The organism is Micromonospora sp. NPDC051924 (genome assembly GCF_055586005.1).
In genome coordinates, this window is sequence record NZ_JBVJJA010000018.1 from 79,821 (window position 1) to 105,070 (window position 25,250).

General features: G+C 74.5%; 26 protein-coding genes and 1 pseudogene. 16 read left to right on the plus strand and 11 right to left on the minus strand.

All coding sequences use genetic code 11. The features are described 5' to 3' along the window. Positions 1 to 107 precede the first annotated feature (107 nt). Together ACZ6S5_RS16640 and ACZ6S5_RS16645 are read right to left on the minus strand one after the other, a co-directional pair. A complete protein-coding gene (locus tag ACZ6S5_RS16640; RefSeq protein ID WP_466001198.1) occupies positions 108 to 1,118 on the minus strand; it encodes an ABC transporter permease subunit in 1,011 nt (336 codons plus the stop codon). Beyond that, positions 1,115 to 2,119 carry an ATP-binding cassette domain-containing protein gene (locus ACZ6S5_RS16645; protein WP_466001200.1) on the minus strand — a complete coding sequence of 335 codons (1,005 nt, stop codon included), beginning with the start codon at positions 2,117 to 2,119 and terminating at the stop codon, positions 1,115 to 1,117. The genes ACZ6S5_RS16640 and ACZ6S5_RS16645 overlap by 4 nt, the downstream gene beginning before the upstream one ends. Positions 2,120 to 2,239: 120 nt before the next feature. Here ACZ6S5_RS16645 and ACZ6S5_RS16650 point away from each other — a divergent pair, with 120 nt between their 5' ends. Together ACZ6S5_RS16650 and ACZ6S5_RS16655 are read left to right on the plus strand one after the other, a co-directional pair. Further along, positions 2,240 to 3,046 (plus strand): ABC transporter ATP-binding protein, encoded by an 807-nt coding sequence (locus ACZ6S5_RS16650; RefSeq protein ID WP_466001202.1) that lies wholly within the window; start codon positions 2,240 to 2,242, stop codon positions 3,044 to 3,046. A gap of 17 nt (positions 3,047 to 3,063) precedes the next feature. Continuing rightward, the gene (locus ACZ6S5_RS16655; RefSeq protein WP_466001204.1) at positions 3,064 to 3,960 is read left to right on the plus strand and encodes a ribokinase; all 897 of its coding nucleotides are present in this window, start codon (positions 3,064 to 3,066) and stop codon (positions 3,958 to 3,960) included. Here the strand turns inward: ACZ6S5_RS16655 and ACZ6S5_RS16660 are convergent. Further along, positions 3,945 to 4,934: a helix-turn-helix domain-containing protein gene (locus tag ACZ6S5_RS16660; RefSeq protein WP_466001206.1), complete on the minus strand. Its 990-nt coding sequence runs from the start codon at positions 4,932 to 4,934 to the stop codon at positions 3,945 to 3,947. The genes ACZ6S5_RS16655 and ACZ6S5_RS16660 overlap by 16 nt on opposite strands. A gap of 71 nt (positions 4,935 to 5,005) precedes the next feature. On the opposite strand from ACZ6S5_RS16660, the gene ACZ6S5_RS16665 reads away from it, so the two are divergent. Beyond that, positions 5,006 to 5,458, plus strand: coding sequence for a rhodanese-like domain-containing protein (locus ACZ6S5_RS16665; RefSeq protein WP_466001208.1), 453 nt, complete (start codon positions 5,006 to 5,008; stop codon positions 5,456 to 5,458). Between the two features lie 21 nt (positions 5,459 to 5,479). On the opposite strand, the gene ACZ6S5_RS16670 is transcribed toward ACZ6S5_RS16665, so the two are convergent. From ACZ6S5_RS16670 to ACZ6S5_RS16680, 3 genes and pseudogenes are all read right to left on the minus strand, one after another. Beyond that, complete coding sequence (locus ACZ6S5_RS16670) at positions 5,480 to 6,163, minus strand: hypothetical protein (protein WP_466001210.1); 684 nt, start codon at positions 6,161 to 6,163, stop codon at positions 5,480 to 5,482. 38 nt (positions 6,164 to 6,201) lie between these two features. After that, on the minus strand, positions 6,202 to 7,122 hold the full coding sequence (locus ACZ6S5_RS16675; protein ID WP_466001212.1) for an alpha/beta hydrolase family protein: 921 nt from the start codon (positions 7,120 to 7,122) through the stop codon (positions 6,202 to 6,204). 97 nt (positions 7,123 to 7,219) lie between these two features. Then, positions 7,220 to 7,387 (minus strand): annotated as a pseudogene (locus tag ACZ6S5_RS16680) (DUF6232 family protein); the annotation flags it as partial. A gap of 379 nt (positions 7,388 to 7,766) precedes the next feature. On the opposite strand from ACZ6S5_RS16680, the gene ACZ6S5_RS16685 reads away from it, so the two are divergent. After that, positions 7,767 to 8,201 (plus strand): nuclear transport factor 2 family protein, encoded by a 435-nt coding sequence (locus ACZ6S5_RS16685; protein ID WP_466001214.1) that lies wholly within the window; start codon positions 7,767 to 7,769, stop codon positions 8,199 to 8,201. On the opposite strand, the gene ACZ6S5_RS16690 is transcribed toward ACZ6S5_RS16685, so the two are convergent. Further along, a complete protein-coding gene (locus tag ACZ6S5_RS16690) occupies positions 8,144 to 8,656 on the minus strand; it encodes a DUF6232 family protein (protein WP_466001216.1) in 513 nt (170 codons plus the stop codon). The two genes, ACZ6S5_RS16685 and ACZ6S5_RS16690, sit on opposite strands and share 58 nt — an antisense overlap. Positions 8,657 to 8,754: 98 nt before the next feature. On the opposite strand from ACZ6S5_RS16690, the gene ACZ6S5_RS16695 reads away from it, so the two are divergent. From ACZ6S5_RS16695 to ACZ6S5_RS16710, 4 genes are all read left to right on the plus strand, one after another. Beyond that, a complete protein-coding gene (locus ACZ6S5_RS16695) occupies positions 8,755 to 9,528 on the plus strand; it encodes an enoyl-CoA hydratase/isomerase family protein (RefSeq protein ID WP_466001218.1) in 774 nt (257 codons plus the stop codon). A 109-nt stretch (positions 9,529 to 9,637) separates the two neighbouring features. Then, on the plus strand, positions 9,638 to 11,260 hold the full coding sequence (locus tag ACZ6S5_RS16700; protein ID WP_466001220.1) for an acetolactate synthase: 1,623 nt from the start codon (positions 9,638 to 9,640) through the stop codon (positions 11,258 to 11,260). Between the two features lie 154 nt (positions 11,261 to 11,414). Further along, positions 11,415 to 12,386 (plus strand): ATP-binding cassette domain-containing protein, encoded by a 972-nt coding sequence (locus ACZ6S5_RS16705; protein WP_466001222.1) that lies wholly within the window; start codon positions 11,415 to 11,417, stop codon positions 12,384 to 12,386. Then, on the plus strand, positions 12,383 to 13,192 hold the full coding sequence (locus ACZ6S5_RS16710) for an ABC transporter permease (RefSeq protein WP_466001224.1): 810 nt from the start codon (positions 12,383 to 12,385) through the stop codon (positions 13,190 to 13,192). The genes ACZ6S5_RS16705 and ACZ6S5_RS16710 overlap by 4 nt, the downstream gene beginning before the upstream one ends. Here the strand turns inward: ACZ6S5_RS16710 and ACZ6S5_RS16715 are convergent. The 4 genes from ACZ6S5_RS16715 to ACZ6S5_RS16730 are packed head-to-tail and all read right to left on the minus strand — an operon-like array spanning position 13,176 to position 17,575. Further along, positions 13,176 to 16,418, minus strand: a complete 3,243-nt coding sequence (locus ACZ6S5_RS16715; protein WP_466001226.1) for an ATP-binding protein — start codon at positions 16,416 to 16,418, stop codon at positions 13,176 to 13,178. The genes ACZ6S5_RS16710 and ACZ6S5_RS16715 overlap by 17 nt on opposite strands. Before the next feature lie 38 nt (positions 16,419 to 16,456). Then, positions 16,457 to 16,864 carry a PLD nuclease N-terminal domain-containing protein gene (locus tag ACZ6S5_RS16720; RefSeq protein WP_466001228.1) on the minus strand — a complete coding sequence of 136 codons (408 nt, stop codon included), beginning with the start codon at positions 16,862 to 16,864 and terminating at the stop codon, positions 16,457 to 16,459. 28 nt (positions 16,865 to 16,892) lie between these two features. Next, the gene (locus ACZ6S5_RS16725; protein WP_466001229.1) at positions 16,893 to 17,192 is read right to left on the minus strand and encodes a DUF202 domain-containing protein; all 300 of its coding nucleotides are present in this window, start codon (positions 17,190 to 17,192) and stop codon (positions 16,893 to 16,895) included. Continuing rightward, complete coding sequence (locus ACZ6S5_RS16730) at positions 17,189 to 17,575, minus strand: YidH family protein (protein ID WP_466001231.1); 387 nt, start codon at positions 17,573 to 17,575, stop codon at positions 17,189 to 17,191. Before ACZ6S5_RS16730 ends, ACZ6S5_RS16725 begins: the two co-directional genes overlap by 4 nt. A gap of 41 nt (positions 17,576 to 17,616) precedes the next feature. On the opposite strand from ACZ6S5_RS16730, the gene ACZ6S5_RS16735 reads away from it, so the two are divergent. The 8 genes from ACZ6S5_RS16735 to ACZ6S5_RS16770 all read left to right on the plus strand — a co-directional run bounded on the left by ACZ6S5_RS16735 (position 17,617) and on the right by ACZ6S5_RS16770 (position 25,241). Beyond that, positions 17,617 to 18,414, plus strand: coding sequence for a GNAT family N-acetyltransferase (locus ACZ6S5_RS16735; protein WP_466001233.1), 798 nt, complete (start codon positions 17,617 to 17,619; stop codon positions 18,412 to 18,414). Positions 18,415 to 18,416: 2 nt separating this feature from the next. Next, positions 18,417 to 18,821, plus strand: a complete 405-nt coding sequence (locus tag ACZ6S5_RS16740) for a hypothetical protein (RefSeq protein ID WP_466001235.1) — start codon at positions 18,417 to 18,419, stop codon at positions 18,819 to 18,821. Positions 18,822 to 19,210: 389 nt separating this feature from the next. Continuing rightward, positions 19,211 to 19,990 carry an electron transfer flavoprotein subunit beta/FixA family protein gene (locus tag ACZ6S5_RS16745; protein ID WP_466001237.1) on the plus strand — a complete coding sequence of 260 codons (780 nt, stop codon included), beginning with the start codon at positions 19,211 to 19,213 and terminating at the stop codon, positions 19,988 to 19,990. An 11-nt stretch (positions 19,991 to 20,001) separates the two neighbouring features. Then, entirely contained in the window at positions 20,002 to 20,961 is a 960-nt protein-coding gene (locus ACZ6S5_RS16750; RefSeq protein ID WP_466001239.1) for an electron transfer flavoprotein subunit alpha/FixB family protein, read from the plus strand. A gap of 231 nt (positions 20,962 to 21,192) precedes the next feature. Beyond that, a complete protein-coding gene (locus tag ACZ6S5_RS16755) occupies positions 21,193 to 22,368 on the plus strand; it encodes a cysteine desulfurase family protein (protein ID WP_466001241.1) in 1,176 nt (391 codons plus the stop codon). A 37-nt stretch (positions 22,369 to 22,405) separates the two neighbouring features. Next, the gene (gene mnmA / locus ACZ6S5_RS16760; protein ID WP_466001243.1) at positions 22,406 to 23,479 is read left to right on the plus strand and encodes a tRNA 2-thiouridine(34) synthase MnmA; all 1,074 of its coding nucleotides are present in this window, start codon (positions 22,406 to 22,408) and stop codon (positions 23,477 to 23,479) included. A 351-nt stretch (positions 23,480 to 23,830) separates the two neighbouring features. Further along, entirely contained in the window at positions 23,831 to 24,835 is a 1,005-nt protein-coding gene (locus ACZ6S5_RS16765; RefSeq protein WP_466001245.1) for a uroporphyrinogen decarboxylase/cobalamine-independent methonine synthase family protein, read from the plus strand. 37 nt (positions 24,836 to 24,872) lie between these two features. Next, entirely contained in the window at positions 24,873 to 25,241 is a 369-nt protein-coding gene (locus ACZ6S5_RS16770; protein WP_466001247.1) for a VOC family protein, read from the plus strand. Positions 25,242 to 25,250: the final 9 nt, after the last annotated feature.

The window sequence follows — 25,250 nt, forward strand, 5'->3', positions numbered from 1 at the left end:
CCCGCCTCCCCCCACCCAACCATGCAAAGACCTTCTACCTGAGTCCGACGTTCTTGACGAGGGTTCTCCGTGGGGTCCCCCGGCGCCGGGGCCCGCACCGGACGGCCTCAGATCAGGTCCCGCCGGCGGAACGCGGCGAACGCGGCCGCGACCAGCGCCGCGGTCAGCGCGAGCAGCACCGCCAGCCCCGAGCCCCAGCCGATCGCGTAGTAGCCGTCGCAGAAGCCCGCGCTGCCGCCGTCGCAGGCGAACCGGTCCCAGAACTGGACCTCGCCGCTGAGCCACGCGCCCACGTAGCTGGAGAGCATCCAGCGCTCCGGCCGGGTGGCGTCGACGATGTCCAGCACCAGCCGCGCGCCCAGCTCCCACACCACCAGGTACGCGGCGACCGTGCCCAGCGCCGCCGCGGTGTGCCGGCCCAGCGTGGCGATGGCGAAGCCGAGCGCCCCGGCCAGCAGCACCAGTACGAGCCCCCGGCCGTACGTGGCGCCCAGCGACCCCCAGAACGCGGCGTTCGTGCCGCCGGGCAGCCCGGCGGTCCGGCCGATCAGCCAGAACACCCCCAGGTACGTCGCCGACGCCACCGCCGAGAGCGCCAACAGCGCGCCGAGCAGCGTGCCGAGCTTGGCGCCCAGCACCGTCCAGCGGCGTGGCCGCCACAGCAGCAGGTTGACCACCCCGCCCGAGTTCAGGTCGGCACCGATGTAGGAGGCGCCGACCAGGAACCCGAAGAGCATCAGGAACGCGACGAGGAAGTAGAGGAGCGGCTTCGCCTTCTGGGCGAAGACGAAGACCCCGTTCAGGTAGTTCGCCGCGGTGACCGGCTCCGGCCGCAGCGCCGGGTCCAGCTCCGCGCAGTCCCGCGGGAGGTAGTCGTTCTCGTCCGGCGTGATCTCGCCCGCCCTGATCCGGAGGCAGCGGGTGTGCGCCGCCTCCATCTGGGCCACCTCCTCGGTCGCCTGTGCCCGGGCCCGGCTCAGCTCACCCGGGCTGGGCCGGTGCGAGCCGGCCAGCGTGGTCGCCACGGTCACCGCGAAGGCGACCAGCAGCAGCACCACCATCAACTGCACGAACCGGCGGGCGGCCAGCCGCTCCACCTCGGCACGGACCAGGTTCACGCGCCCACCTCCCGGCTCTCGCGCACGTCGAGATCGATCACCATGTCGTCCGCCGCCGCGCCGTCGACCTGGCGCGGCAACGCCGGGTGCGGGGCGTCGCCGGTCAGCTCCAGGAAGACGCTCTCCAGGTCCGGCCGGAGCGGGACCAGCTCGCGGACCCAGAGGCCCTGCTCGCCCAGCGTGCGGCTGATCACCTCGGAGTCGTCCACCCCGGCCACCACCAGGTGGTCGGGGTGAGCCGTGACCGACACGCCGGCTTGACCCAGCAGCGCCCCGGCCCGCTCCGGCTCGGCCACCCGGACCCGCCACTCGTGCTGGTCGAAGCCGGCCAGCACCTCGTCCACCCGGCCGTACGCCACCCGCCGGCCGTGGCTGATGATCGTCACGTGGTCGCAGATGAGCTGGATCTCGGCCAGGATGTGGCTGGACAGCAGCACGGTCACCCCGGCCGCGGCGAGGGACCGCATCAGGTCCCGCATCTCCCGGATGCCGGCCGGGTCCAGGCCGTTCGCCGGCTCGTCGAGGATCAGCAGCTCCGGGTTCTTCAACAGCGCCGACGCCACCGCCAGCCGCTGCTTCATGCCCAGCGAGTAGCCCTTGACCCGTTCGTCGCCCCGGTCCCGCAGGCCGACCTGCTCCAGCACCTCGTCGACCCGGGTGGTGGGGACGCCCCCGGCCAGCGCCAGCAGCCGCAGCGTCCGGCGGCCGGTGAAGTTGGCGAAGAACTGCGGGCTCTCCACGATCGCGCCGACCCGGCCCGCCACCTCCGGCAGCCGGCCGGGCGACTCGGCCCCGAGCACGCTCATCCGGCCGCCGTCGGCTCGTACCAGCCCGAGCAGGGCGCGCAGCGTGGTGGTCTTGCCCGAGCCGTTCGGCCCGAGGAAGCCGTGCACCTGCCCGGACTCGACCAGCAGGTCGAAGCCGTCGACGGCGGTCCGCCGCCCCTGACGCAGGCTGTGGAACGTCTTGCGGAGACCGGCGATCTCGATGACCGCGCTCATCCGTGGGGCTCCTCGGGACGGTCGGGCATGCTGCGTCCTTTCGGTGTGGTGACCAACGACACGGCGCCCCACCCTATGGTGGCGACGCCGCCCGTGGGGGGCAGCGCGCGGGCTGCGTGATTGGATGGACCGGTGACTGGGGACCTGGATCTGGTGATCAGCCTCGACGGGGTGACCGTCAAGCGCTCCGGCACCGCGCTGGTGCACGACGTCGACTGGCGGGTCGAGCTTGACGAACGCTGGGTGGTGCTCGGCCCGAACGGTGCCGGCAAGACCACCCTGCTCAACCTGGCCGCCGGCCGGCTGCACCCGACCGCCGGCACCGCGCACGTCCTCGGCGAGCGGATCGGCCGCACCGACGTCAACGAGCTGCGGATGCGGATCGGCCTGTCCACCGCGACCCTCGCCGAGCGGATCCCCACCGACGAGCGGGTGGTTGACGCGGTGGTCACCGCCGCCTGGTCGGTGGTCGGCCGGTGGCGGGAGAGCTACGACCGCACCGACGAGGCCCGCGCCCACGCACTGCTCGGCCAGCTCGGCATCGGCCACCTCGCCGAGCGGGCGTACGGCACGCTGTCAGAGGGCGAGCGCAAGCGGGTGCAGATCGCCCGGGCCCTGATGACCGACCCGGAGCTGCTCCTGCTCGACGAGCCCGCGGCCGGGCTCGACCTGGGCGGCCGCGAGGAACTGGTCGCCCGGCTCGCCGAGCTGGCGTACGACCCCGACGCCCCGGCGCTGGTGCTGGTCACCCACCACGTCGAGGAGATCCCGCCCGGCTTCACCCACGCGCTGCTGCTGCGCGAGGGTGGCGTGGTGGCGCAGGGCCTGCTCGCCGACACGCTCACCGCCGACAACCTGTCGAAGACGTTCGGCCTGCCCCTGGTCGTCGAGCGGTCCGGCGACCGCTGGACCGCGCGGGCCGCCTGACCGGCGGGAGGACCACCGTGCAGCAGCCCCGGGTCGCCGTGGTGGGCAGCGCCAACATGGACCTCGTCGGCACGGCCGCCGCGCTGCCCCGCCCCGGGGAGACCGTGCTCGGCAGCGACTTCGTCATGCTGCCCGGCGGCAAGGGCGCCAACCAGGCCATCGCCGCCGTCCGCGCCGGCGCGTCCTGCGTCTTCCTCGGCGCGATCGGCTCGGACGCCTTCGGGGTCACCCTCAAGGCCCGGATCACCGCGGCCGGCGTGGACGCCGGCCAGCTCCGGGTGGTGTACGGAGCCTCCGGCGTCGCCCTGGTCATGGTCGGCGGGGCGGGGGAGAACGCCATCCTGGTCACCCCCGGCGCCAACGGCGCGTTCACCGGCCTCACCGAGGGCGAGCTGCACGCCGTACGTGAGGCGGACGTGCTGGTCGCGCAGCTGGAGGTGCCGGTCGAGACGGTGACCGAGGCGGCGCTGGCGGCCCGGGCGGCCGGCACCCGGGTGGTGCTCAACGCGGCGCCGGCCCGACCGGTGCCGGCGGAACTGCTCGCCGCGGTGGACCTGCTGGTGGTCAACGAGACCGAGGCGCACGCGCTGACCGCGCGGGGCCGGGACGAGCCGACCGCGCTGCTGGCGCTGGTGCCCCGGGCGGTGCTCACCCTCGGCGCCGACGGCGCCTGGTACGTCGACCGGGACGGGACGGAGTTGCACGTCCCGGCGGTGAAGGTCGACGTGGTGGACTCCACCGCCGCCGGGGACGCGTTCACCGCCGCCCTCGCCGTGGCCTGGGGCGAGGGGCGCGAGCTGGTCGACGCGGTGCGCTGGGCGGCGGCGGCCGGGGCGGCCTGCGTACGCCGGCTCGGCGCCTCGGTGGCGCTGCCCCGCCGGGCCGAGATCGACGAGCTCTACACCCCGGCCTGACCGGCCCAGGCCGCGTCGGCCCGGAACGCCCGCCGGTACGCCGACGGCGAGGTCCGCATCGCCCGCCCGAAGTGGTGCCGGTAGGTGACCGGGCTGTCGAAGCCGACCGCCGCGGCGATCTCCGCGACCGGGGCGTCGGTCGTCTCCAGCAGGGCCAGGCTGGCCCGGATCCGCTGGTCGATCAGCCAGCGGATCGGGCTGGTGCCGGTGGCCCGGGCGAAGTGCCGCAGGTAGCTACGGGCGGACAGGTGCGCCTGCCGGGCCAGCGCCGCCACGGTCAGCGGCTCGGCCAGGTGCCGCACCGCCCAGGCCATGCTGGCCGCGATCCGGTCGTCGTCCGGGTCGACGCTGACCGGCGCTTCGATGAACTGGGCCTGGCCGCCGTCCCGGTGCGGCGGGATCACCAGCCGGCGGGCGACCGCGTTGGCCACCGCCGCGCCGAAGTCGCGGCGCACCACGTGCACGCAGAGGTCCAGCCCGGCGGCGCTGCCCGCGCTGGTCAGGATGTCCCCGTCGTCGAGGTAGAGCACGTCCGGGTCGACGGTGACCGCCGGGTGCCGGCGGGCCAGCAGGTCCGCGTACCGCCAGTGGGTGGTGGCCCGGCGGCCGTCGAGCAGGCCGGCGCCGGCCAGGGCGAACGCGCCCGAGCAGATGGACATCAGCCGGGCGCCCCGGTGGTGCGCCCGGCGCAGCGCGGCGACCAGTGCCGGCGACGGGTCGGCGGTCACGTCCGGCACCCCGGGCAGGATCACCGTGCCCGCCCCGACCAGCGTCTCCAGGCCGTACGGGGTGTGCAGGGCGGCACCGCCGACCACCGGCACCGGCCCGGGCCGCTCCGCGCAGACGATGAGCTGGTACCAGTCGACCTCCAGCTCGGGCCGGGGCAGGCCGAACACCTCGGTGACGATGCCGGTCTCGAACACCGACATCCCCGGGTACGCGAGCACCGCCACGGTCCGGTCGACGGGAGTCATGGCGGGATGTTAGCGAAGGACGGCGATCACGCCACTCCCGCCGGTGCCCCGGGCGGCCGCAGGATCGGGGCATGACCTTCTCCGTACCGCCGGCCGACCCGGCGACCGCCGCCGCCCACTTCCGTGCCCGGCTCAGCTTCGAGACCGACGTCAGCGACGTGCACGCCGCCTTGGAGGCGGGCACGCCGGGCCTGGTCGTGGTCGACTCCCGGGGCGACGCGGCCTGGCGGCAGGGCCACCTGCCGGGCGCGCTGCACCTGCCCACCGCCGAGATCGCCGCCCGCGCCGCCGAGCTGGTGCCGCCCGGGTCGACCGTGGTGACCTACTGCTGGGGGCCCGGCTGCAACGGGGCGACCCGGGCCGCCCTGGAGTTCGCCCGCCTCGGTCGGCCGGTCAAGGAGATGATCGGGGGCCTCGAGTACTGGGCCCGGGAGGGGCTGCCGGTGGTCACCGCGACCGGGACGGTCCGCCGCCGGGTGGACGAGCTGACCGCGCCCCGCGCGGCGGTGACCTGCGACTGCTGACGGCGGCCGGCTGCGGTCCGGTCAGTCGGCCGCGGCGTCGCGGTCGGCGGGTTCGTCGGCGAGGCGCTCGCCCCGACGGCGGAGCATGCCCAGGCCCGGGATGCCGGCGACGGCGAGCTTGAGGTCCCGGGTGACGGCGAGCAGGTCGTGCAGGTCCGGACCGACCCGGTCCAGGGTGGCCAGGATCGGCAGCACGTCCGAGGTCAGGTGCTCCTTGAGCTTCGGCAGCTCGTCGACCAGGCGGATCGCGGCGGTCACCTCCTCCGGGCTGAGCTGCTCGACGAACCGGGCCGCCATCGGCGCGGCCCGGCGCAGCGTCGGCTCGTACGCCGCCAGCAGTTCCGCCGCGGTGCCGGCCGCCACCCCGGCGGCGGCGGAGACCTGCTCGGCCTCCCCGACCACCACGGCGGCGGCCGCGGCGACCTCGGTCGCCGTGCCGACCGCCGCGGTGGCGGCGACGCTGATCACACCGACCTCCCGGACCGCCGCCTCCGCGTCGGTGAGCACCCGGTCGGTGCGGTCGAGGGTGCCCTCGATCCGGTCCACCACCCCGTTGATCCGGCGCAGCAGCGCCTCCACGTCGTCGAGGACGGCGAAGGCGCGGGCCGGCACGGCGGCGAACGCGGCGGCCGAGCCGAGCGCCTGGTCCAGGGCGGAACGGGTGAGCCCGACGACGGCGCCGGGGCGGGGGAGGGGAATCGCCATGCCCACCAGTGTGCGTCGGTCCGGCCAGCACCGCCGGGTCAGCGCATGCCCTCGAAGGTGACCTGCGGATCGTTCTGCGCCGGCGTACCCCATACCGCGTCGTCGTACGCGGCGTCGCCGGCCAGGTGCCGCAGGAACCACTCGGTGAGCAGCCGCCGGGTGAGCTGGAGCTGCGTCGTCCGGCTGATCGAGCCGCTGTCGCAGAACAGCGAGCCGCTGTCCATGAAGCCGCAGTGCGAGCCGCCCTTGATGATCCGGAGCTGCTTGGCCGGCGGCTTCGCCGCGTAGATCGGGCGCTGGTGGTCGGCCACCGGCGCGATGGTGTCCCGGTCGCCGGCGATCAGCTGGACCGGGACGGTGACCGTGGCGGCAGCTGCCTTGGCGGACGGGTTGGTCTCGGCGGCGGCCAGGTTCGCCACCGTGACCACCCTCGGGTTCCGGGCCGCCGCCAGGATGCTCGCCCCGCCGCCCATGGAGTGGCCGGACAGCCCCAGCCGGTCGACGCTGACGTGCCCGGCGAACCGCGAACTGGTCGTGGTGTCCTGCGCGACGGCCCAGGCCAGCGCCGCGTTCAGGTCGTCGGCGAAGGCGCTGTGGTCGGGCGAGAAGCCGCCCTGCGAGGTCGGGGCGATGACGATGAAACCCCACGTCGCCAGGTGGGACAGCGTCGAGGAGTACTTCGACACGCCCTGCAGGAAGCCGTGGCCGAAGGCGATCGCCGGGAACCGTCCGGCCGCCACCGGCTGGCCGCTTCCGGCGGCGGTGGCCGGATACGTGATCCGCGCCGAGAACGAGCGACCGGCCGCGCTCACGGTGGCGTCGACGTACCCGGCGGCGTACGGGCCGGGCGCGGACGGGTCGGTGACCGCCACGGCGGCGGCCGGGTCGGCGCCGGCGGCGGGCGCCGGCAGCACCAGGGCGAGCGCCGCCGCGACCGCGACGGCCAGTTTCCGCACCATGACAACCTCCTTGATGGACTTCGATGTCCATTCAGGAGAGCAGGGGCCGGAGTCGCTGCCCACACCCCGGTTCGTCAATAACGGGGGAGTTATGGCCCTCCCGCCCGTGGTGCTGCACCCAGAGTTCGTGCACCCGGCTGCCCCGCTCGTAGGAACGGTCCAGCCAGCCGAGCGGCAGTTCCAGGAACGGGGTCAGCGCCAACCCGATCGCCACGAAGGCGACGAGGACGAGCAGGGCCAGCTTCCAGTTGCCCCGGTCCTGCGCGCGCGGTGCCGCGTCGTCCGTTAATAGAGGGTCATCACTCAGCCTAACCACCCGCACTCAAGCGCGGCCGGTGCCGCCGGCTCTCGTTCCGCTGGCCCGCGCCGTGGCGGCTTGGCCGCAGCAACTACAAGGTTGATGACGTAGGTGACTCACCGTGGGCGACGTGCTGGCAACGGCACGCGGTGGGGACGAGTCGGTCCGCCGGCGCGGTGAGATCCGTCTACATCATCAAGTTTGTAGCGCCGAGGGAGGCATGCCGGTGGCTTGCTGCCCCGCTGCCGGCGCGGCGCCCCGGCGGGTGTCGGCCGGCCGTCGGGCGGCGGTCGGGGCGGGTAGGGCGGGACCGCGCGCCAGGCGTCGCGCGGGTAGCGTCGCGGGCATGGCGGAGCGGAGCGGGGCCGGGACGGCCATGACCGAGCAGGAGCGCAACGTCGAGGCGGTCCGGCGCTATCTGCGGACCTTCCTGACCAAGGACCTGGGCGAACTGGCCGAGGTGGTCGCCGAGGACGTGGAGATCTACGGGTCCGGCACGGCGGTGCGCGGCCGGCGCTATCCGGAGGGCGCCGTCTCGTCACCCGGGCTCACGGTGCTCGACCAGGAGATCGTGGAGATCTTCGCGGCCGAGGACCGGGTGGTGGTCTCGATGGTGCAGACCTACCGGCGGGACTCGACAGGGGCCACGACGGTGCAGAGCGCCTGCAAGATGTACCGGCTGGCCGGCGGGCGGATCGTGCAGTTCTGGGGCGAGCAGGACACCTACGGCCTGCTGCGCGGCCTGGGGCTGCTGCCTGACGAACCCATCACGTTCGACTGAGCCGGCGCCTGCTCCATCGCCCGCTGCACGGCCCGGTAGATCTGGCCGAAGCGCAGCGCGTCGCCGGTGCGGAGCAGCCGTACCGGCTGGTCGCGCCAGCGCGCCCACATCTCCAGCTCCCGGCTGCCCCGCGCGTACGAGCGGTCCAGGCGCTCGAAGAGCACGTCGGCGAGCGGGCCGACGCCGAGGCCGACCAGCACGGACGCCCCGACGATGGCGACGGTGACCACGGGGGAGCGGTGCAGCCAGAGCGCGAGCGCGACGCCGAGCCCGGCGGCCACCAGAGGACCGGCGAGGGCCGCGCCGATCGCGCCCCGGCCGGCGAGCACCCGCCACGACCGGCTGCCCCGCCGGTGCCAGACCATGCCCAGCTCGGCGAGCGGGTACGTGCGCCCGTCCACGCGCAGGGCCGTGGAGGTGACCTGCACCGACCGGTCGTCGTAGTACGTGATCATGGCCTCACTCCGGGTGTCGGGGCCGACACCACACTGTCTACCCCAACGAGCCGGGCCGTAAGGTTGGCACGCGACTTCGACGAGGAAGTGAGGGCAGCGTGGGCGAGTTCGTCAGGCTGGAAGTGAAGGACGGCATCGGCACCATCCGGCTGGAGCGGCCGCCGATGAACGCGCTCAACACCCAGGTGCAGGAGGAGTTGCGCGCCGCCGCGGCCGCGGCGACCGCCGACGCCGAGGTCCGCGCGGTCATCGTGTACGGCGGGGAGAAGGTCTTCGCGGCCGGCGCGGACATCAAGGAGATGGCCGACATGTCCTACGTGGACATGGCGGAGCGGGCCGCCGACCTGTCCAGCGCGCTCGGCGCCATCGCCCGGATCCCGAAGCCGGTGGTCGCCGCGATCACCGGGTACGCCCTCGGCGGCGGCTGCGAGCTGGCCCTCGCCTGCGACTGGCGGATCGTGGCCGAGGACGCCAAGCTCGGCCAGCCGGAGATCAAGCTCGGCATCATCCCGGGCGCCGGCGGCACCCAGCGGCTGGCCCGCCTGGTCGGCCCGGCCCGCGCCAAGGACCTGATCATGACCGGGCGGATGATCGACGCGGCCGAGGCGCTGCGGATCGGCCTGGCCGACCAGGTGGTCCCGGCCGCCGAGGTCTACGACGCCGCCGTCGCGTACGTGAAGCCGTTCCTGACCGGCCCGGTGCAGGCCCTGCGGGCGGCCAAGGCGGCCGTCGACGCCGGCCTCGACATGGACCTCAACTCCGGCCTGGCCTGGGAGAGCCAGCTCTTCGCGGCGCTGTTCGCCACCGACGACCGGCGCGAGGGCATGGCCGCGTTCGTCGAGAAGCGCAAGCCGGGCTTCACCGGCCGCTGAGCCGCGCCCCGGGTCGGCGGTCCACCCCGCCGCCGACCCGAGAGCGGTTCACATCTCGCCTACCGGCCAGTAGCGTGTGACTCCGGTGCGGCGACGAAGGGGAGTGGCGATGACGGAACGGGTCGAAGGTCACGGCGGCGAGCTGGCCCTCGCGGCGCTGCGCGCGCACGGCGTACGGGAGATGTTCACCCTCTCCGGCGGGCACGTCTTCCCGCTCTACGACGCCGCGCACAAGGCCGGCTTCCCGCTCTACGACGTCCGGCACGAGCAGTCCGCCGTCTTCGCCGCCGAGGCGGTGGCGAAGCTCCAGCGCCGCCCCGGCCTGGCCGTGCTCACCGCCGGCCCCGGCGTCACCAACGGCGTCTCCGGCCTGACCAGCGCCTTCTTCAACGCCTCGCCGGTGCTGGTGCTCGGTGGTCGGGCCCCGCAGTTCCGCTGGGGCTCCGGCAGCCTCCAGGAGATGGACCACCTGCCCCTGGTCGCCCCGGTCACCAAGCACGCCGAGACGGTGTTCAGCGCCGACGACATCCCGCGGGCGGTCACCGCCGCCCTCACCGCGGCCCTCACCCCGCACCGCGGCCCGGCCTTCCTCGACTTCCCGCTGGAGGCGGTCTTCTCCGTCGGCGACGCCGAGCTGCCCGCGGTCACCCCACCCGCCCCGATCGAGGCCGACCCGGACGAGGTCGCGAAGGCCGCCCGCCTGATCGCCGGCGCGTCCCGGCCGGTCGTCATCGCCGGCTCCGACGTGTACGCGGGCGACGCGGTCGACGCCCTGCGCGCCGCCGCCGAGTCGCTCCAGGTGCCGGTCTTCACCAACGGCATGGGCCGCGGCGCGCTGCCGCCCGAGCACCCGCTCGCCTTCGCCAAGGCCCGCCGGGTCGCGCTCAAGGGCGCCGACGTGGTCGTGGTGGTCGGCACCCCGCTCGACTTCCGGCTCGCCTTCGGCGACTTCGGCGACGCGCAGGTGGTGCACGTGGTCGACGCGCCCAGCCAGCGCGCCGGGCACGTCCAGCCGGCCGCCAACCCCGCCGGCGACCTGCGTCTGATCCTCACCGCGTTCGCCGAGCACTCCGGCGACCGGGCCGACCACGCCGACTGGATCGCGCAGCTGCGCACCGCCGAGGACGCCGCGAAGGCCCGCGACGCCGAGGAGATGGCCGCGGAGACCGACCCGATCCGCCCGGCCCGGGTCTACGGCGAGCTGCGCAAGGTGCTCGCCGCCGACGCGATCACCATCGGCGACGGCGGTGACTTCGTCTCGTACGCCGGGAAGTACCTGGAGCCGGCACAGCCCGGCACCTGGCTCGACCCCGGCCCGTACGGCTGCCTCGGCACCGGCATGGGCTACGCCATGGGGGCCCGGGTCAGCCACCCCGACCGGCAGATCTGTGTGCTGATGGGCGACGGCGCGGCCGGCTTCTCGCTGATGGACGTCGAGTCCCTGGTCCGGCAGCAGCTGCCGGTGGTCATCGTGGTCGGCAACAACGGCATCTGGGGCTTGGAGAAGCACCCGATGCGGGCCATGTACGGCTACGACGTGGCCGCCGACCTCCAGCCGGGGCTGCGCTACGACAAGGTGGTCGAGGCGCTCGGCGGCGCGGGTGAGACGGTGGAGAAGGCCGCCGACCTCGGCCCGGCCCTGACCCGCGCCTTCGACGCCGGCGTGCCGTACCTGGTCAACGTGCTGACCGACCCGGCCGACGCGTACCCCCGCTCCTCGAACCTGGCCTGACCGCGAGACCGCGACCGCCGCCGCCGGAACGACTGGCGACGGCGGTCGTGTGCTTCTGCCCGGAGGGAAAATCAGCGGTTTGTCAGCGGTTGTCGTCGTAACGTCAGCGCCGTCGCTCAAGGTGGGGTGACCAGCGAGAACGACGGGAGTTCCGATGACATACGCGATCCGCGCGGAGGGCCTGGTCCGCCGCTTCGGCGCGACCACCGCCCTGGCCGGGGTGGACCTGGCCGTCCCCGCCGGGACGGTGTTCGGGCTGCTCGGGCCGAACGGGGCGGGCAAGACCACGGCGGTCCGGGTGCTGGCCACCCTGCTCGCCGCCGACGAGGGGCACGCCACCGTCGGCGGATACGACGTACGCCGCGACGCGCACCGGGTGCGCCAGCTGATCGGCCTCACCGGCCAGTACGCCTCGGTCGACGAGAACCTCACCGGCACCGAGAACCTGCTGCTCATCGGCCGGCTGCTCGGGTTCTCCCGGGCCGACGCCCGGGCCCGCGCCCGGCAGTTGCTCGCCGACTTCCAGCTCACCGACGCCGCCGAGCGGGCCGCCAAGACCTACTCGGGCGGCATGCGCCGCCGCCTCGACCTGGCCGCCAGCCTGGTCGGCCGGCCGCAGGTGCTCTTCCTCGACGAGCCGACGACCGGGCTCGACCCGCGCAGCCGCAACGAACTCTGGGACATCGTCCGCGGCCTGATCGCCGACGGGGTGACCGTGCTGCTGACCACGCAGTATTTGGAGGAGGCCGACCAGCTCGCCGGTGAGATCGCCGTGGTCGACCACGGCCGGGTCATCGCCCAGGGCACCCCGGAGGACCTGAAGGCCCGTACCGGCGGGCAGGTGCTCGCGATCCGGCCGACCGACCCGACCGACCTGCCCACCGTGCTGGCCGTCGCCGCCGAGGTCACCGGGGCCACCCCCGAGGTCGCCCAGACCACCGTGTCCGTGCCGGTGAACGACCCGGGCGTGCTGCCCGCCGTGGTCCGCCGGCTCGACGCCGCCGAGGTCACCGTGGCCGAACTGGCCCTGCGTGGCGCCAGCCTGGACGAGGTCTTCCTCCACCTGACCGGTCACCGGGCCGAGCCGGACACCGCCCCCGCCGACCTGGAAGGAGTTCCGGCATGACCGCCACCATCCTCGCCGCCCCGCTCACCCCGGCCCGCCGGCCGAGCCTCGTCGCCGGGCTGCGGCACACCGTCACGCTGGCCTGGCGCAGCCTGGTGCAGATCAAGCACAACCCGATGGAGCTGCTCGACCTGAGCATCCAGCCGGTGATGTTCGTGCTGCTCTTCACGTACGTCTTCGGCACCGCGATCGCCGGCTCGCCCGGCGACTACCTGAAGTTCGCGCTGCCCGGGATCATCGTGCAGAACGCCTTCTTCGCCACCATGACCACCGGCTTCGGGTTGAACACCGACCTGACCAAGGGGGTCTTCGACCGGCTCCAGGCGCTGCCGATCGCCCGCTGGGCGCCGCTGGCCGGGCGGATCCTCGCCGACACCGTCAAGCAGGCCTGGTCGGTGGCGCTGCTGCTCGGCGTCGGGATGATCCTCGGCTTCCGGGTGGGCAACGGGGTCGCCGGGCTGCTCGCCGCGTTCGCCCTGCTGCTGGTCTTCTCCCTGGCCGCCTCGTGGATCTCCGTGCTGGTCGGGGTGCTGGTCAGCGAGCCGGACAAGGTGCAGATCTTCGGCTTCATGGTGATCTTCCCGCTGACCTTCACCAGCAACGCGTTCGTCCCGACCGACAAGATGCCGTCCTGGATGCAGCACTGGGTGGAGGTCAACCCGGCCACCATCCTGGCCGACGCGCTGCGCGGCCTGCTGGTCTCCGGCCCGGTGGCCGGCCCGGTCACGAAGTCGCTGATCTGGGCGGCCGTGCTGCTCGCCGGGTTCGCCCCGCTCGCCGTACGGGCGCTCAGGCGTCGAGTGTGACCCGGACCGCCTCGGCGGCGGTCTCCAACCGGTAATTCAGCCCGCCCGCGTACGCCTCGGCGAAACCCGCCTCGCCGAGCGCGGCGCGGGCGGCGGCCTCCACCCCGGGGCGGTCCAGGATCGCGTGGTCGGGGCCGCCCCGCACGCCGCTGGCCGCCCCGAGCAGCCGGGCGGCGGCGGTCGGGCGGCCCAGCCGTACCGCCAGGTCGGCGAAGCCGACCAGCACCGCGGCGACGACCGGGGCGTCCTGCGAGCCGAGGGCCAGGTCGAGGGCCCGGTCGTGGTGAGTGCGCGCGGAGACCAGATCTTCCTGCACCGCGTCGAGCATGGCCAGGTTGGTGGCGTGCAGCGCCCGCCACTGCGGCGCGACGCTGCGGTCACCGACCAGCCGGATGCTCTCCCCGAGGCAGGCCCGTGCCCCGGCCCAGTCGCCCTGGGCGCGCAGGATCTCCGCCCGGCCGTGCGCCACCGCCGCCCGGGTCTCGTCGGAACCGCTGACTTCCGCCTCCCGTTCGGCCCGGGACAACACCGTCAGGGCTCGGTCGTGGTCGCCGCGCCGCCACAGATTGTGCGCCAGGCGCAGCCGCATCTCGGGGACGTCGTCCGGGACCCCCAGCTCCTCGAAGTAGGCGAGGGCCTCCTCGTGGAACGGCGTGGCCCGGGCCGCCTCACCCCGCCGGTCGAGCAGGTCGGCCAGCGAGGTGAGGCCGAACGACATCCCCCACCGGTCCCCGACCGCGCGGTAGTGCGCCAACGCGGCGCGCAGGTCCGCCTCGGCCGACTCGTCGGACAGCCCGGCGTTCAGGAACGCGTGCGCCTGGAACAGCCGGGCGGTGCCCGCCACCCACGGGTCCGGGTCGTCGAAGAGCGCGGCGAGTTCCTCCGGGGCCTGCGGCGGCAGCCCGCTGCGGAACGCCGCGGCGACCAACCCGACCAGCCGCAGCACCGGATGCGTCGACTCGTGCCCGGCGGCCAGCTCCGCCGCCCGCTCCAGCCAGCCCATGCCGGTGGGCACGTCGTTGCGGGTGGAGACCAGGTTGAGCGCCGCCATGGTGAGGGCCACCGCGAGCCGGTCGGAGCCGGCCCGCTCGCCCAACCCGGGCAGCGCGAACACCTGCGCGGCCAGCTCCGCGCCCTCGGCCCGCTGGCCGCTCAGCCACCAGTACCAGCCGAGCGCGGCGGCGTACCGGACCGCGATCGGGGCGTCTCCGGTGGCGATCGCGTGCCGCAGCCCGGCGTGCAGGTTGTCGTGATCGGCGGCGAGCCGGCGCAACCAGTGCAGCTGCTCCCCGGTACGCAGCCGCGGCTCGGCCGCCTCGGCGAGGGCCAGGAATTCCATGGCGTGCGCCCGCCGGACCCGGTCCGCCTCGCCCGCCTCGGCCAGCCGGTGCCGGCCGTACTCCCGGATGGTCTCCAGCATCCGGTAGCGCGGCTCGGTCTCGCCGACCGCGACAACCAGCGACTTCTCGACCAGCGCGGCGAGCCGGTCGAGCACCTCCGGGTCGGCGGACGCGCCGAGTGGGAGTCCGTGGCCAGGGTCGGCGCAGACCCGCTCGACCGCCTCCAGGGTAGCCCCGCCGGCGAAGACGGCCAGCCGCCGCCACAGCGCCCGCTCCCCGTCGTCCAGCAGGTCCCAGCTCCAGTCCACCACCGCGCGCAGCGTCTGGTGCCGGGGCAGCGCGGTCCGGCTGCCGCCGGTCAGCAGCCGGAACCGGTCGTCCAGCCGACTGTCCACCTGGGCCGCGGTCAGCGAGCGCAGCCGGGCGGCGGCCAGCTCGATGGCCAGCGGCATCCCGTCCAGCGCGCGACAGATCCGGACCGCCGGGCCGACCGTGGCGTCGTCCACCGCGAAGTCCGCGCGGGCCGCGCCGGCCCGGTCCGCGAAGAGCCGCACCGCCGGGTACGCCAGCGCGGTCGCCGGGTCGACCTCGGCCGGCGGCAGGGCCAGCGACTCCACCGGACGCACCGCCTCGCCGGTGACGCCGAGCGGCTCCCGGCTGGTGGCCAGCACCCGCAGCCCGGGGCCGGCGGTGAGCAGGCTCCCGGCCAGCGCCGCAGCCGCGTCGAGCAGGTGCTCGCAGTTGTCGAGCAGCAGCAGGGCGGACCGGCCGGCGAGCGTCTCGACCAGCCGGTCGACCGGCTCGACCGGTTCGGCGGCGCCCCGGGGGCTGCGGGCCAGCAGCGCCTGTTCGCGCAGGCCGAGCGAGGCGAGCACGGCCTGCGGCACCTCGGCCGGGTCGGTCACCGGGGCCAGCTCCACCAACCAGACCCCGTCCGGAAAGCGGCCGGCCACCGCCCGGCCCGACTCGACGGCCAGCCGGGTCTTGCCCGCCCCGCCGGGCCCGGTGAGGGTGACCAGCCGATAGCCGTCGAGCAGCCCGGCGACCCGGTCGACGGCCTCCTCACGGCCGACGAAGCTGGTCAGCGTGGCGGGCAGGTTGCCCCGGACCGGACCGGCGCCGCGGCCGGCCGACCGGTGCCGTCCGGCGCCGCCGGTGTCCTCGCCGCGCAGGATCTCCAGGTGCAGGGCGGCCAGTTCGGGACCCGGATCGGTGCCCAGGGTGTCGGCGAGGGTGGCGCGCAGCCGCTCGTACTCGGCGAGGGCCTCGGCGGAACGGCCGGCCCGGTGCAGGGCCCGGATCAGCAACCCGGCCGGCCGCTCCCGCAGCGGATGGGCGGCGACCAGCTCGCGCAGCTCCGGCAGCAGGGCGTCCGGGGCCTCCCCGGCCAGCCGCGCCTCGACCAGGTCCTCGGCGGCGGCCAGCCGCAGCTCGGTGAGGCGGGCCACCGGCGCGCGGGCGAAGTCGGCGTCGGCGACGTCGGCCAGGGCCGGGCCGCGCCACAGCGCCAAGGCCTCGGCCAGCCGGCGGCACGCCTCGGCCGGGTCCGCGCCGAGCTGCGCCCGGCCGCCCTGCACGGCGGACTCGAACCGGTGCAGGTCGACGTCGTCCCGGGACACCGCGAGCCGGTAGCCGCCGGGCTGGGCCTCGACGGGCAGCCCGGGGGCGCTGCGGCGCAGCCGGGAGACGAGGGCCTGGAGCGCGTTCGCGACACCGGTCGGCGGGTCGGCGTCCCAGACACCGTCGGCAAGCCGGCCGATGGTGACGGTCCGACCCGCCTCCAGGGCCAGCAGGATCAGCAGCCGGCGCAGCCGGGCACCGCCGACCTGGACCGGCGTACCGGAATCGGCGCGCAGCTCCAGAGGTCCGAGCAGGCTGATCCGCACGGCGTCGATTCTGCCCGGCCGGTGCTCGGTCGCGGTGCTCAGACCTCCGGCCGGTCCCGGTCGTCCGTTCGCCGGCGCAGCTCCTCCTCGCGCCGGCGCAGGTCATCCTCCCACCGGCGGAGCAGCTCCTGGTCGTCCCGGCGGCGCCGCTCGGCCAGCGACGACAGGAATTCCGGGTCGTCGTCCGGCGCGACCGGCCGGCGACGGTCCTGTTCGGAGAATCCGTTCCCCATCGGCCAGGCGGTGCGCGGTCGGCGGGCACCCTGCTCCCGCCCGGCGACGAACCAGGCGATCGAGCCGACCAGCGGGAAGAACAGGATGATCAGCACCCAGGCGACCCGGGGCAGCGCCCGGATCTCACCCTCCTCGGCGGAGAGGCAGCTGATCAGCGCGCAGACGGCGAGGACGACCTCGGCCAGGAAGAAGAGCCCGTACAGGCGAACCATGCCGGACATGATGGACCATCGGTGCCGTTCACCGCAGCCCGCGTAGCACGTGCAACACGCCGAGCAGAGCCATCCCCGCCGCCGCCAGCGCGGTCAGCGGGAACGACCAGCGGTGCCCGCGGCGCGGCCCGGCGGCGGTGGCCCGCCGCCAGTCGACCAGGAGGGTGGCCAGCCAGGCGGCCACCGCGAGACCGGCCAGGATCGCGTCGAACGCGTGCCCGGCGAGCGCCAACCGGATCTCCAGCACGGTGACCCCGGTGAGCGCCAGCAGAGTACGTCGCCAGGCCAGCCGGGTCCGCTCGGGTTGCAGCCCGGGGTCGCGGGTCACTCGACCCCCCGGACCAGCACGGCGACCACCAGCAGCAGCGCGCCGAGCGCGACGATCAGGGCCAGCACCGCCGGGAAGCGGGAGGCGGGCAGCTCCTCGCCCAGGCGGATGGCCCGCTCGGTGCGCGCCCAGTGGTCCACCGCCCGGATCGCCACCGTGGCGCCGAGCAGCAGCAGCGCGACGGCGATCACCTCGCGCAGGTGGGCCAGCGGCAGCCGGGGCAGGAACTGCGCGGCGGCCAGCCCACCGGCGATCAGCGCCAGACCGGTCCGCAGCCACGCCAGGAATGTGCGCTCGTTGGCCAGCGAGAAGCGGTAGTCGGGCGTGGTGCCCACGGACCGCAGCTCGCGCGGATCGAACCAGCGCCTGATCGTCTCCCACACGTCGCCGATTATCCGCTTTGCCCGGTGCCTAGCCTGGAGGGATGACCGATCTTGACGCGCGCAGCCTGCGCGAGGCCTACGACAACCAGATCCGCCCGGAGATTCCGGACCCGGTGCCCGCCGGGGTGACCGTGGAACGGGACGGCCCGCTGGTCCGCATCCTCGGCCTGGACCGGGGCGGCTTCCTCACCTACCGGACCCTCGACGGACTGGCCGGGGCGGAGCTGGACGCGCTGATCGCCCGGCAGGTGGAGATCTTCCGGGCCCGGGGCGAGGAGGTCGAGTGGAAGCTCAACGGCCACGACGAGCCGGCCGACCTGGGGGACCGGTTGCGCGCCGCCGGCTTCGTGCCGGAGGACGTGGAGACCGTGGTGGTCGGCCCGGTCGCGGCCCTGGCCGCCGCCGTCCCGGTGCTGCCCGAGGGGGTACGCCTGCGCGAGGTGACCACCCGCGAGGACCTGGAGCGGATCGCCGCGATGGAGGAGGCGGTCTGGCACGAGGACCGGAGTCACCTGGTGACCGGGCTGGCGAAGGAGATCGAGGCCGACCCGCAGTCGATCACCATCGTGGTGGCCGAGGCGGGGGACACCGTGGTCAGCGCGGGTTGGGTGCGCTACCTGCGCGGCACCGGCTTCGCCACGCTCTGGGGCGGCTCGACCCTGCCCGAGTGGCGGAAGAAGGGCATCTACCGGGCGCTGGTCGCGTACCGGGCGCGGCTGGCCGAGCAGCGCGGCAAGACGTTGGTGCAGGTGGACTGCTCGCCGGACAGCCGGCCGATCCTGGAGCGGCTCGGGCTCGTTGCGGTCACCACCACGACCCCGTACGTCTACACTCCGTGATCATGGAACCGTTGACGGCGGACGAGCAGCTCACCCTCAAGACGGGGGCCTTCGGGGCGGTCTTCCTGGTCTCCAACGCGGTGCCCGGCATGCTGGCCATGGTGCGGGAGAGCATCGCCGCCTCCGGGGCGCTCGCCGACGCCAGTGGGGTGGTGAAGGCGGCGCTGACCACCGGTCCGCTGCCGGAGCTGTCGCACGACTCCGCGCTGGAGATCGAGGCGACCGTGCTCCCGGCGCTGAGCCGGGCGGTGGAGATCCTTCGGGCGAAGTCGCCCGGGGATGTCGAGACCTACCGGTCGGTGGTGCTGGCCGCCGCGGAGCAGGTGGCGCAGGTCAGCCGGGGAGTGGCGCCGGCCGAGGCGGCGGTGGTCGACAAGATCAGGGTCGCGCTGGCCGAGCCCGCCTGACCGGTTCGGTCGACCAGAGGGCGTGGACGCTGGCCCGGACGCAGCGGTCCCGGACCCGCCCGCAGGTGCACCGGTAGGTGTCCGGGAGCATCCGGCGGCAGGGACGGCGGGAGGTGGCGATGCCTTCCGCCGTGTCCCGTCCGCGCGCTGTGACGCCAATTTCCGACATGTCCACCATCTCCCTGTTTCGGAAGCTTACCCGGCGTGGCGACGCTCGGTGACCTGTGTCACTCTGAGGCCCCGGGGAGGCGATGCTACTTGCGGGTAACATTGCGCCGTGGGCAACTGCACAGCAGCTCGCGGTTGACCGATCGTTAAGTCACGCGGGAGGCTGCGCCCGTGACCGGGCGAGTGATCGCTACACCAAACAGGAGGGTCGTCGAAGCGCGATGAACATCGTCGTACTCGTCAAGCAGGTGCCCGATTCGGGCGCGGACCGCAGCCTGCGATCTGACGACAACACCGTCGACCGCGGTTCGGCGAACAACGTCATCAACGAGATGGACGAGTACGCCATCGAAGAGGCGTTGAAGATCAAGGAGACGCACGGCGGCGAGGTCACCATCCTGACCATGGGTCCGGACCGGGCGACCGAGTCGATCCGCAAGGCGCTCTCCATGGGTCCGGACAAGGCCGTGCACGTGGTGGACGACGCGCTGCACGGGTCCTGCGCCGTGGCCACCTCGAAGGTGCTCGCCGCCGCCCTCGGTCAGCTCGGCGCCGACCTGGTGATCTGCGGCGCCGAGTCGACCGACGGCCGGGTCCAGGTCATGCCGCACATGATCGCCGAGCGGCTCGGCGTGGCCGCGCTGACCGGCGCGCGCAAGCTCACCGTCGACGGCGCCACCCTGACCGTCGAGCGGCAGACCGAGGAGGGCTACGAGGTGGTCACCGCCTCGACCCCGGCCGTGGTCTCCGTCTGGGACACCATCAACGAGCCGCGCTACCCGTCCTTCAAGGGCATCATGGCCGCCAAGAAGAAGCCGGTGCAGACGCTCTCCCTGGGTGACCTCGGCGTCGCCCCCACCGAGGTGGGCTTCGACGGCGCGACCAGCGCCGTGCTGGAGCACACCAAGCGCCCGCCGCGCTCCGGCGGCGAGAAGATCACCGACGAGGGCGAGGGCGGCGCGAAGCTGGTCGAGTTCCTCGCCACCGAGAAGTTCGTGTGAGAGGTCTGGACATGTCTGAGGTTCTCGTCGTCGTCGAAGCCACCCGGGAATTCGGCGTCAAGAAGGTCACCCTCGAGATGCTCACCCTCGCCCGCGAGCTGGGCACCCCGAGCGCGGTCGTGCTCGGTGGCGCCGGCGCCGCCGAGGCGCTGAGCGCCAAGCTGGGCGAGTACGGCGCGGAGAAGATCTACGCCGCTGAGGGCGAGGAGATCGACGGCTACCTGGTGGCCCCGAAGGCCACCGTGCTGGCCGAGCTGGTCGGTCGGGTCCAGCCGGCCGCCGTGCTGCTCGCCTCCTCGCAGGAGGGCAAGGAGATCGCCGCCCGCCTGGCCGTCAAGCTGGACAACGGCATCCTGACCGACGTGGTCGCCCTCGCCGCTGACGGCACCGCCACCCAGGTCGCCTTCGCCGGCTCCACCATCGTCAAGTCCAAGGTCACCAAGGGCCTGCCGCTGGTCACCGTACGGCCGAACTCGGTCAACCCGGCCCCGGCCGCGGCCACCCCGGCCGTCGAGCAGCTCACCGTGTCGGTCGCCGACGCGGACAAGCTGGCCAAGGTCGTCGAGCGGGTCGCCGAGCAGAAGGGCTCCCGCCCCGAGCTCACCGAGGCCTCGGTTGTCGTCTCCGGCGGTCGCGGCGTCGGCAACGCCGACAACTTCAAGCTGGTCGAGGAGCTGGCCGACCTGCTCGGCGGCGCGGTCGGCGCGTCCCGGGCGGCGGTCGACTCCGGCTTCTACCCGCACCAGTTCCAGGTCGGCCAGACCGGCAAGACGGTCTCCCCGCAGCTCTACGTCGCGCTCGGCATCTCCGGCGCGATCCAGCACCGGGCCGGCATGCAGACCTCGAAGACCATCGTCGCGGTGAACAAGGACGCCGAGGCCCCGATCTTCGAGCTGGCCGACTTCGGCGTGGTCGGCGACCTGTTCAAGGTCGTCCCGCAGGCCGCCGAGGAGATCCGCAAGCGGAAGTGACGCCGCCGGGCTGAACGACAGAGCCGCCGTCCGGTGACCCGGGCGGCGGCTCTCGTCGTTGCGGCCTTCCGTGCGGTGGAAGGAGCTGATCGGCGGGCCGGGGAGCTGAGCCGGCCCGCCGATCAGTCTTGCTCAGCGTACCCAGCGGGAACAGCTCGGTCGTCCCTGGCACCCCGGGACGGGTGGTCCGGCATCCGGCGGTACCCGGCTCGGCCGTTAGGCTGAACGGTGATGGCATACCTGGATCACGCGGCGACGACCCCGATGCTCGACGAGGCACTCGAGGCGTACGTCGCCACGGCCCGCGAGGTGGGCAACGCGTCGTCGCTGCACGCGGCGGGTCGGCGCGCCCGGCGGCGGGTGGAGGAGTCGCGCGAGCGGGTGGCCGCCGTGCTCGGCGCCCGCCCCTCCGAGGTCATCTTCACCGGCGGCGGCACGGAGAGCGACAACCTCGCGGTGAAGGGCATCTTCTGGGCCCGCCGCGCCGCCCACGCCGAGCGGACCCGGGTGGTCTCCAGCGCCGTCGAGCACCACGCGGTGCTGGACGCGGTGGACTGGCTCGCCGCGCACGAGGGCGCCGAGGTCGGCTGGCTGCCGGTGGACGCGGCCGGCCGGCTGGACCCCGAGCGGCTGCGGGCCGAGCTCGCCGCACCCGGCGACCGGGTGGCCCTGGTCACCGCCATGTGGGCCAACAACGAGGTGGGCACGGTCCAGCCGGTGGCCGAGCTGGCCGCGGTCGCCGCCGAGCACGGTGTGCCGTTCCACACCGACGCGATCCAGGCGGTCGGCCAGGTGCCGGTCGACTTCGCGGCCAGCGGCGTGTCCGCGCTCACCGTCACCGGGCACAAGCTCGGCGGTCCGGCCGGGGTCGGCGCGCTGCTGCTGGCCCGGGACGTCGCCGCCACCCCGCTGCTGCACGGCGGCGGCCAGGAGCGGGACGTCCGCTCCGGCACCCTGGACACCGCCGGCATCGTGGCCTTCGCGGTCGCCGTCGAGGCCGCGGTCAAGGGCCAGCAGGAGTACGCGGCCCGGGTCGCCGCGCTCCGCGACGAGCTGGTCGAGCGGGTCCGGCAGGCGGTCCCCGAGGTGATCTTCAACGGTGACCCGGCCGACCGGCTCCCCGGCAACGCGCACTTCTCCTTCCCCGGCTGCGAGGGAGATGCCCTGCTGCTCCTCCTCGACGCCCAGGGCATCGCCTGCTCGACCGGTTCGGCCTGCTCCGCCGGGGTGGCCCAGCCCTCGCACGTGCTGTTGGCCATGGGCGCCGACGACGACCGGGCCCGGTCCTCGCTGCGGTTCACCCTCGGCCACACCAGCACCGGGGCGGACGTCGACGCCCTCATCGCCGCGCTGCCGGCCGCCGTGGAACGGGCCCGGCGCGCGGCCGCTCTCCGCACGCCCCGCTGACCCGGATACCCTCGGTGAGGACGAGGGGAGTGAGCTGGTGAGGGTTCTGGCGGCGATGTCGGGCGGGGTGGACTCCGCCGTGGCGGCGGCGCGCGCGGTGGAGGCCGGGCACGACGTGACCGGCGTGCACCTGGCGCTGGCCCGCAACCCGCAGACCTACCGCACCGGCGCCCGGGGCTGCTGCACCCTGGAGGACTCCCGGGACGCCCGCCGGGCCGCCGACGTGATCGGCATCCCGTTCTACGTGTGGGACATGGCCGACCGGTTCCACGAGGACGTGGTGGACGACTTCGTCGCCGAGTACGCGGCCGGGCGTACCCCGAACCCGTGCCTGCGCTGCAACGAGAAGATCAAATTCGCCGCGGTGCTGGACCGGGCGGTGGCCCTCGGCTTCGACGCGGTGGTGACCGGCCACCACGCCCGGCTGGGCGCCGACGGCCTGCTGCGGCGCAGCGTGGACCTGGCCAAGGACCAGTCGTACGTCCTCGCGGTGCTGACCCGCGAGCAGCTCGACCGGTCGATCTTCCCGCTCGGCGACTCCACCAAGGCCGAGGTCCGGGCGGAGGCCGCCCGGCGTGGCCTGGCGGTGGCCGAGAAGCCCGACTCGCACGACATCTGCTTCATCGCCGACGGCGACACCCGCGGCTTCCTGGCGCGGCGGCTCGGCGAGGCCCCCGGCGACGTGGTGGACGCGCTCACCGGCGCGGTCGTCGGCAACCACACCGGCGCCTACCAGTACACCGTCGGCCAGCGGCGCGGCCTGCACCTGGACCGGCCCGCCCCGGACGGCCGCCCCCGCTACGTGCTCTCCATCACGCCGAAGACCAACACCGTCACCGTGGGCCCGGCCGAGGCGCTGGAGGTCGACCGGGTCCGGGCCGCCCGCCCGGTCTGGACCGGCGGCGACCGGCCCGCCGGGCCGATCGAGTGCGAGGTGCAGCTGCGGGCGCACGGCGACGTGGTGGCCGCCACGGTGTCGCTGGACGCGGAGGAGTTGCAGGCGTCGCTGCGCCGCCCGGTCCGTGGCGTGGCCGCCGGCCAGGCGATCGTGGCCTACCGTCCGGACCCCGCCGGCGACATCGTCCTCGGCTCGGCCACCATCACCGACTGAGTCGTCGTCTCCCGCAGGTCGCGTTCCTTCTCGCCGGGGGCGAGGAGGCAGAGAGCTTGTCGGAGGCTACGAACTTGATGACGTGAACGACTCAGGCCGGCGGTCCCAGCCAGGGAGCATCCGGGCCGTCTCTGCTCCGCGACCGCGAATTCTGCTCCGCGACCGTGAACCGTCTGCGTCATCACGTTCGTAGCGCGCGAAACCTGCCGTCCGCCGAACGGCCGGGGCCGGTCGCAGCCACCCGGGGTGCCGCGGCGGATCGACCTCTCGACCCCGCTGCGCGCTCGCACCGCACGAACCGTCGCCGGGATCGCTCCCTGCGGTGGGCGGGGCGGTGGATAAGCTGCGGCGGTGAGTGATCAGCTCTGGCCCTGGCCCGCCGGGGCGGCGACCGGGATCGGTTCGCTGCCCGGCACCGACATCGCCGAGGCGCAGCGCATCGTGCTCGGCGAGCTGCCCGCCCTGCCACACCTGGCCGAACTGCCCGCCCGCGGCCCCGGCGCCGACCTGATCGGCCGTACCGGCGGCCTCCTCGTCGAACTGCCGGTCGAGCTGTACGCGGCCCGCTGGCGGATCGCCCCGCGCCCCGGCAAGGACGTGCGCCGCGCCCGGGACCTGATGGAACGCGACCTCGACCAGCTCGCCGAGCAGGCCGAGGAGTACGCCGGACCGGTCAAGGTCCAGGCCGCCGGCCCGTTCACCCTGGCCGCGTCGCTCGAACTGCCCATCGGCGGCCGGCTGCTCCGCGACCCGGGCGCCGTCCGGGACCTCGCCGGCTCGCTCGGCGAGGGGCTGCGCGGGCACGTCGCGGCGGTGGCCCGTCGGCTGCCCCGCGCGTCGGTGCTGCTCCAGCTCGACGAGCCGTCCCTGCCCGCGGTGCTCGCCGGGCGGGTGCCCACCGAGAGCGGCTTCGGCACCCACCGGGCGGTGGAGTCCGGCGTGGCCGGGGCGTTGCTGCGCGGCGTGATCGAGGCGGCCGGGGCGCCGACCGTGGTGCACTGCTGCGCCCCCGACGTGCCGCTGGCGCTGATCCGCGACGCCGGGGCGGTCGCCGTCGCCCTCGACCTCGGCCTGGTCACCGACCTGGACCCGCTCGGCGAGGCGATCGACGCGGGGCTCGGGCTGCTGGCCGGCGCCGCGCCCGCGCTGCCGCCGTCGGCCGGTCGCGCGCCGACCTCGGCCCAGGTCGCCGACCGGGTACGCCGGCTCTGGGACCAGCTCGGCTTCCCCCGCCGCCGGCTCGCCGAGCAGGTCGTGGTCACCCCCGCCTGCGGCCTGGCCGGGGCCACCCCCGCGTACGCCCGGGCGGTCCTGACCGCCTGCCGGGACGCCGGGCGCCGGCTGTACGAGGAGTAGGGGTTTCCTGTCGTACCGGCGGGGCAGGATGACCGCCATGATTGGACAGCTGCGTTCCACGGTGATCGACTGTCCCGACCCACGCGCGCTGGCCGGCTTCTACGCGGAGCTGCTCGGCCTCCCGCTGATCGAGGACAACTCCGACGGTGACGACTGGGTGGTGCTCGGCGGCCCGCCCGGGCACCAGCCCCGGATCGCCTTCCAGAAGGCGCTCGACCTGCGTGCCCCCGACTGGCCCGACCCGGAACGGCCGCAGCAGCTCCACCTGGACGTGACGGTGGACGACATCGAGGCGGCGGAGAAGGCGGCGCTGGCGCTGGGCGCCCGGCGGCTGCCCGGTGAAGGGGAGAGTTTCCGGGTCTACGCCGACCCGGCCGGCCACCCGTTCTGCCTCTGCTGGGACTGACCGCCGGCG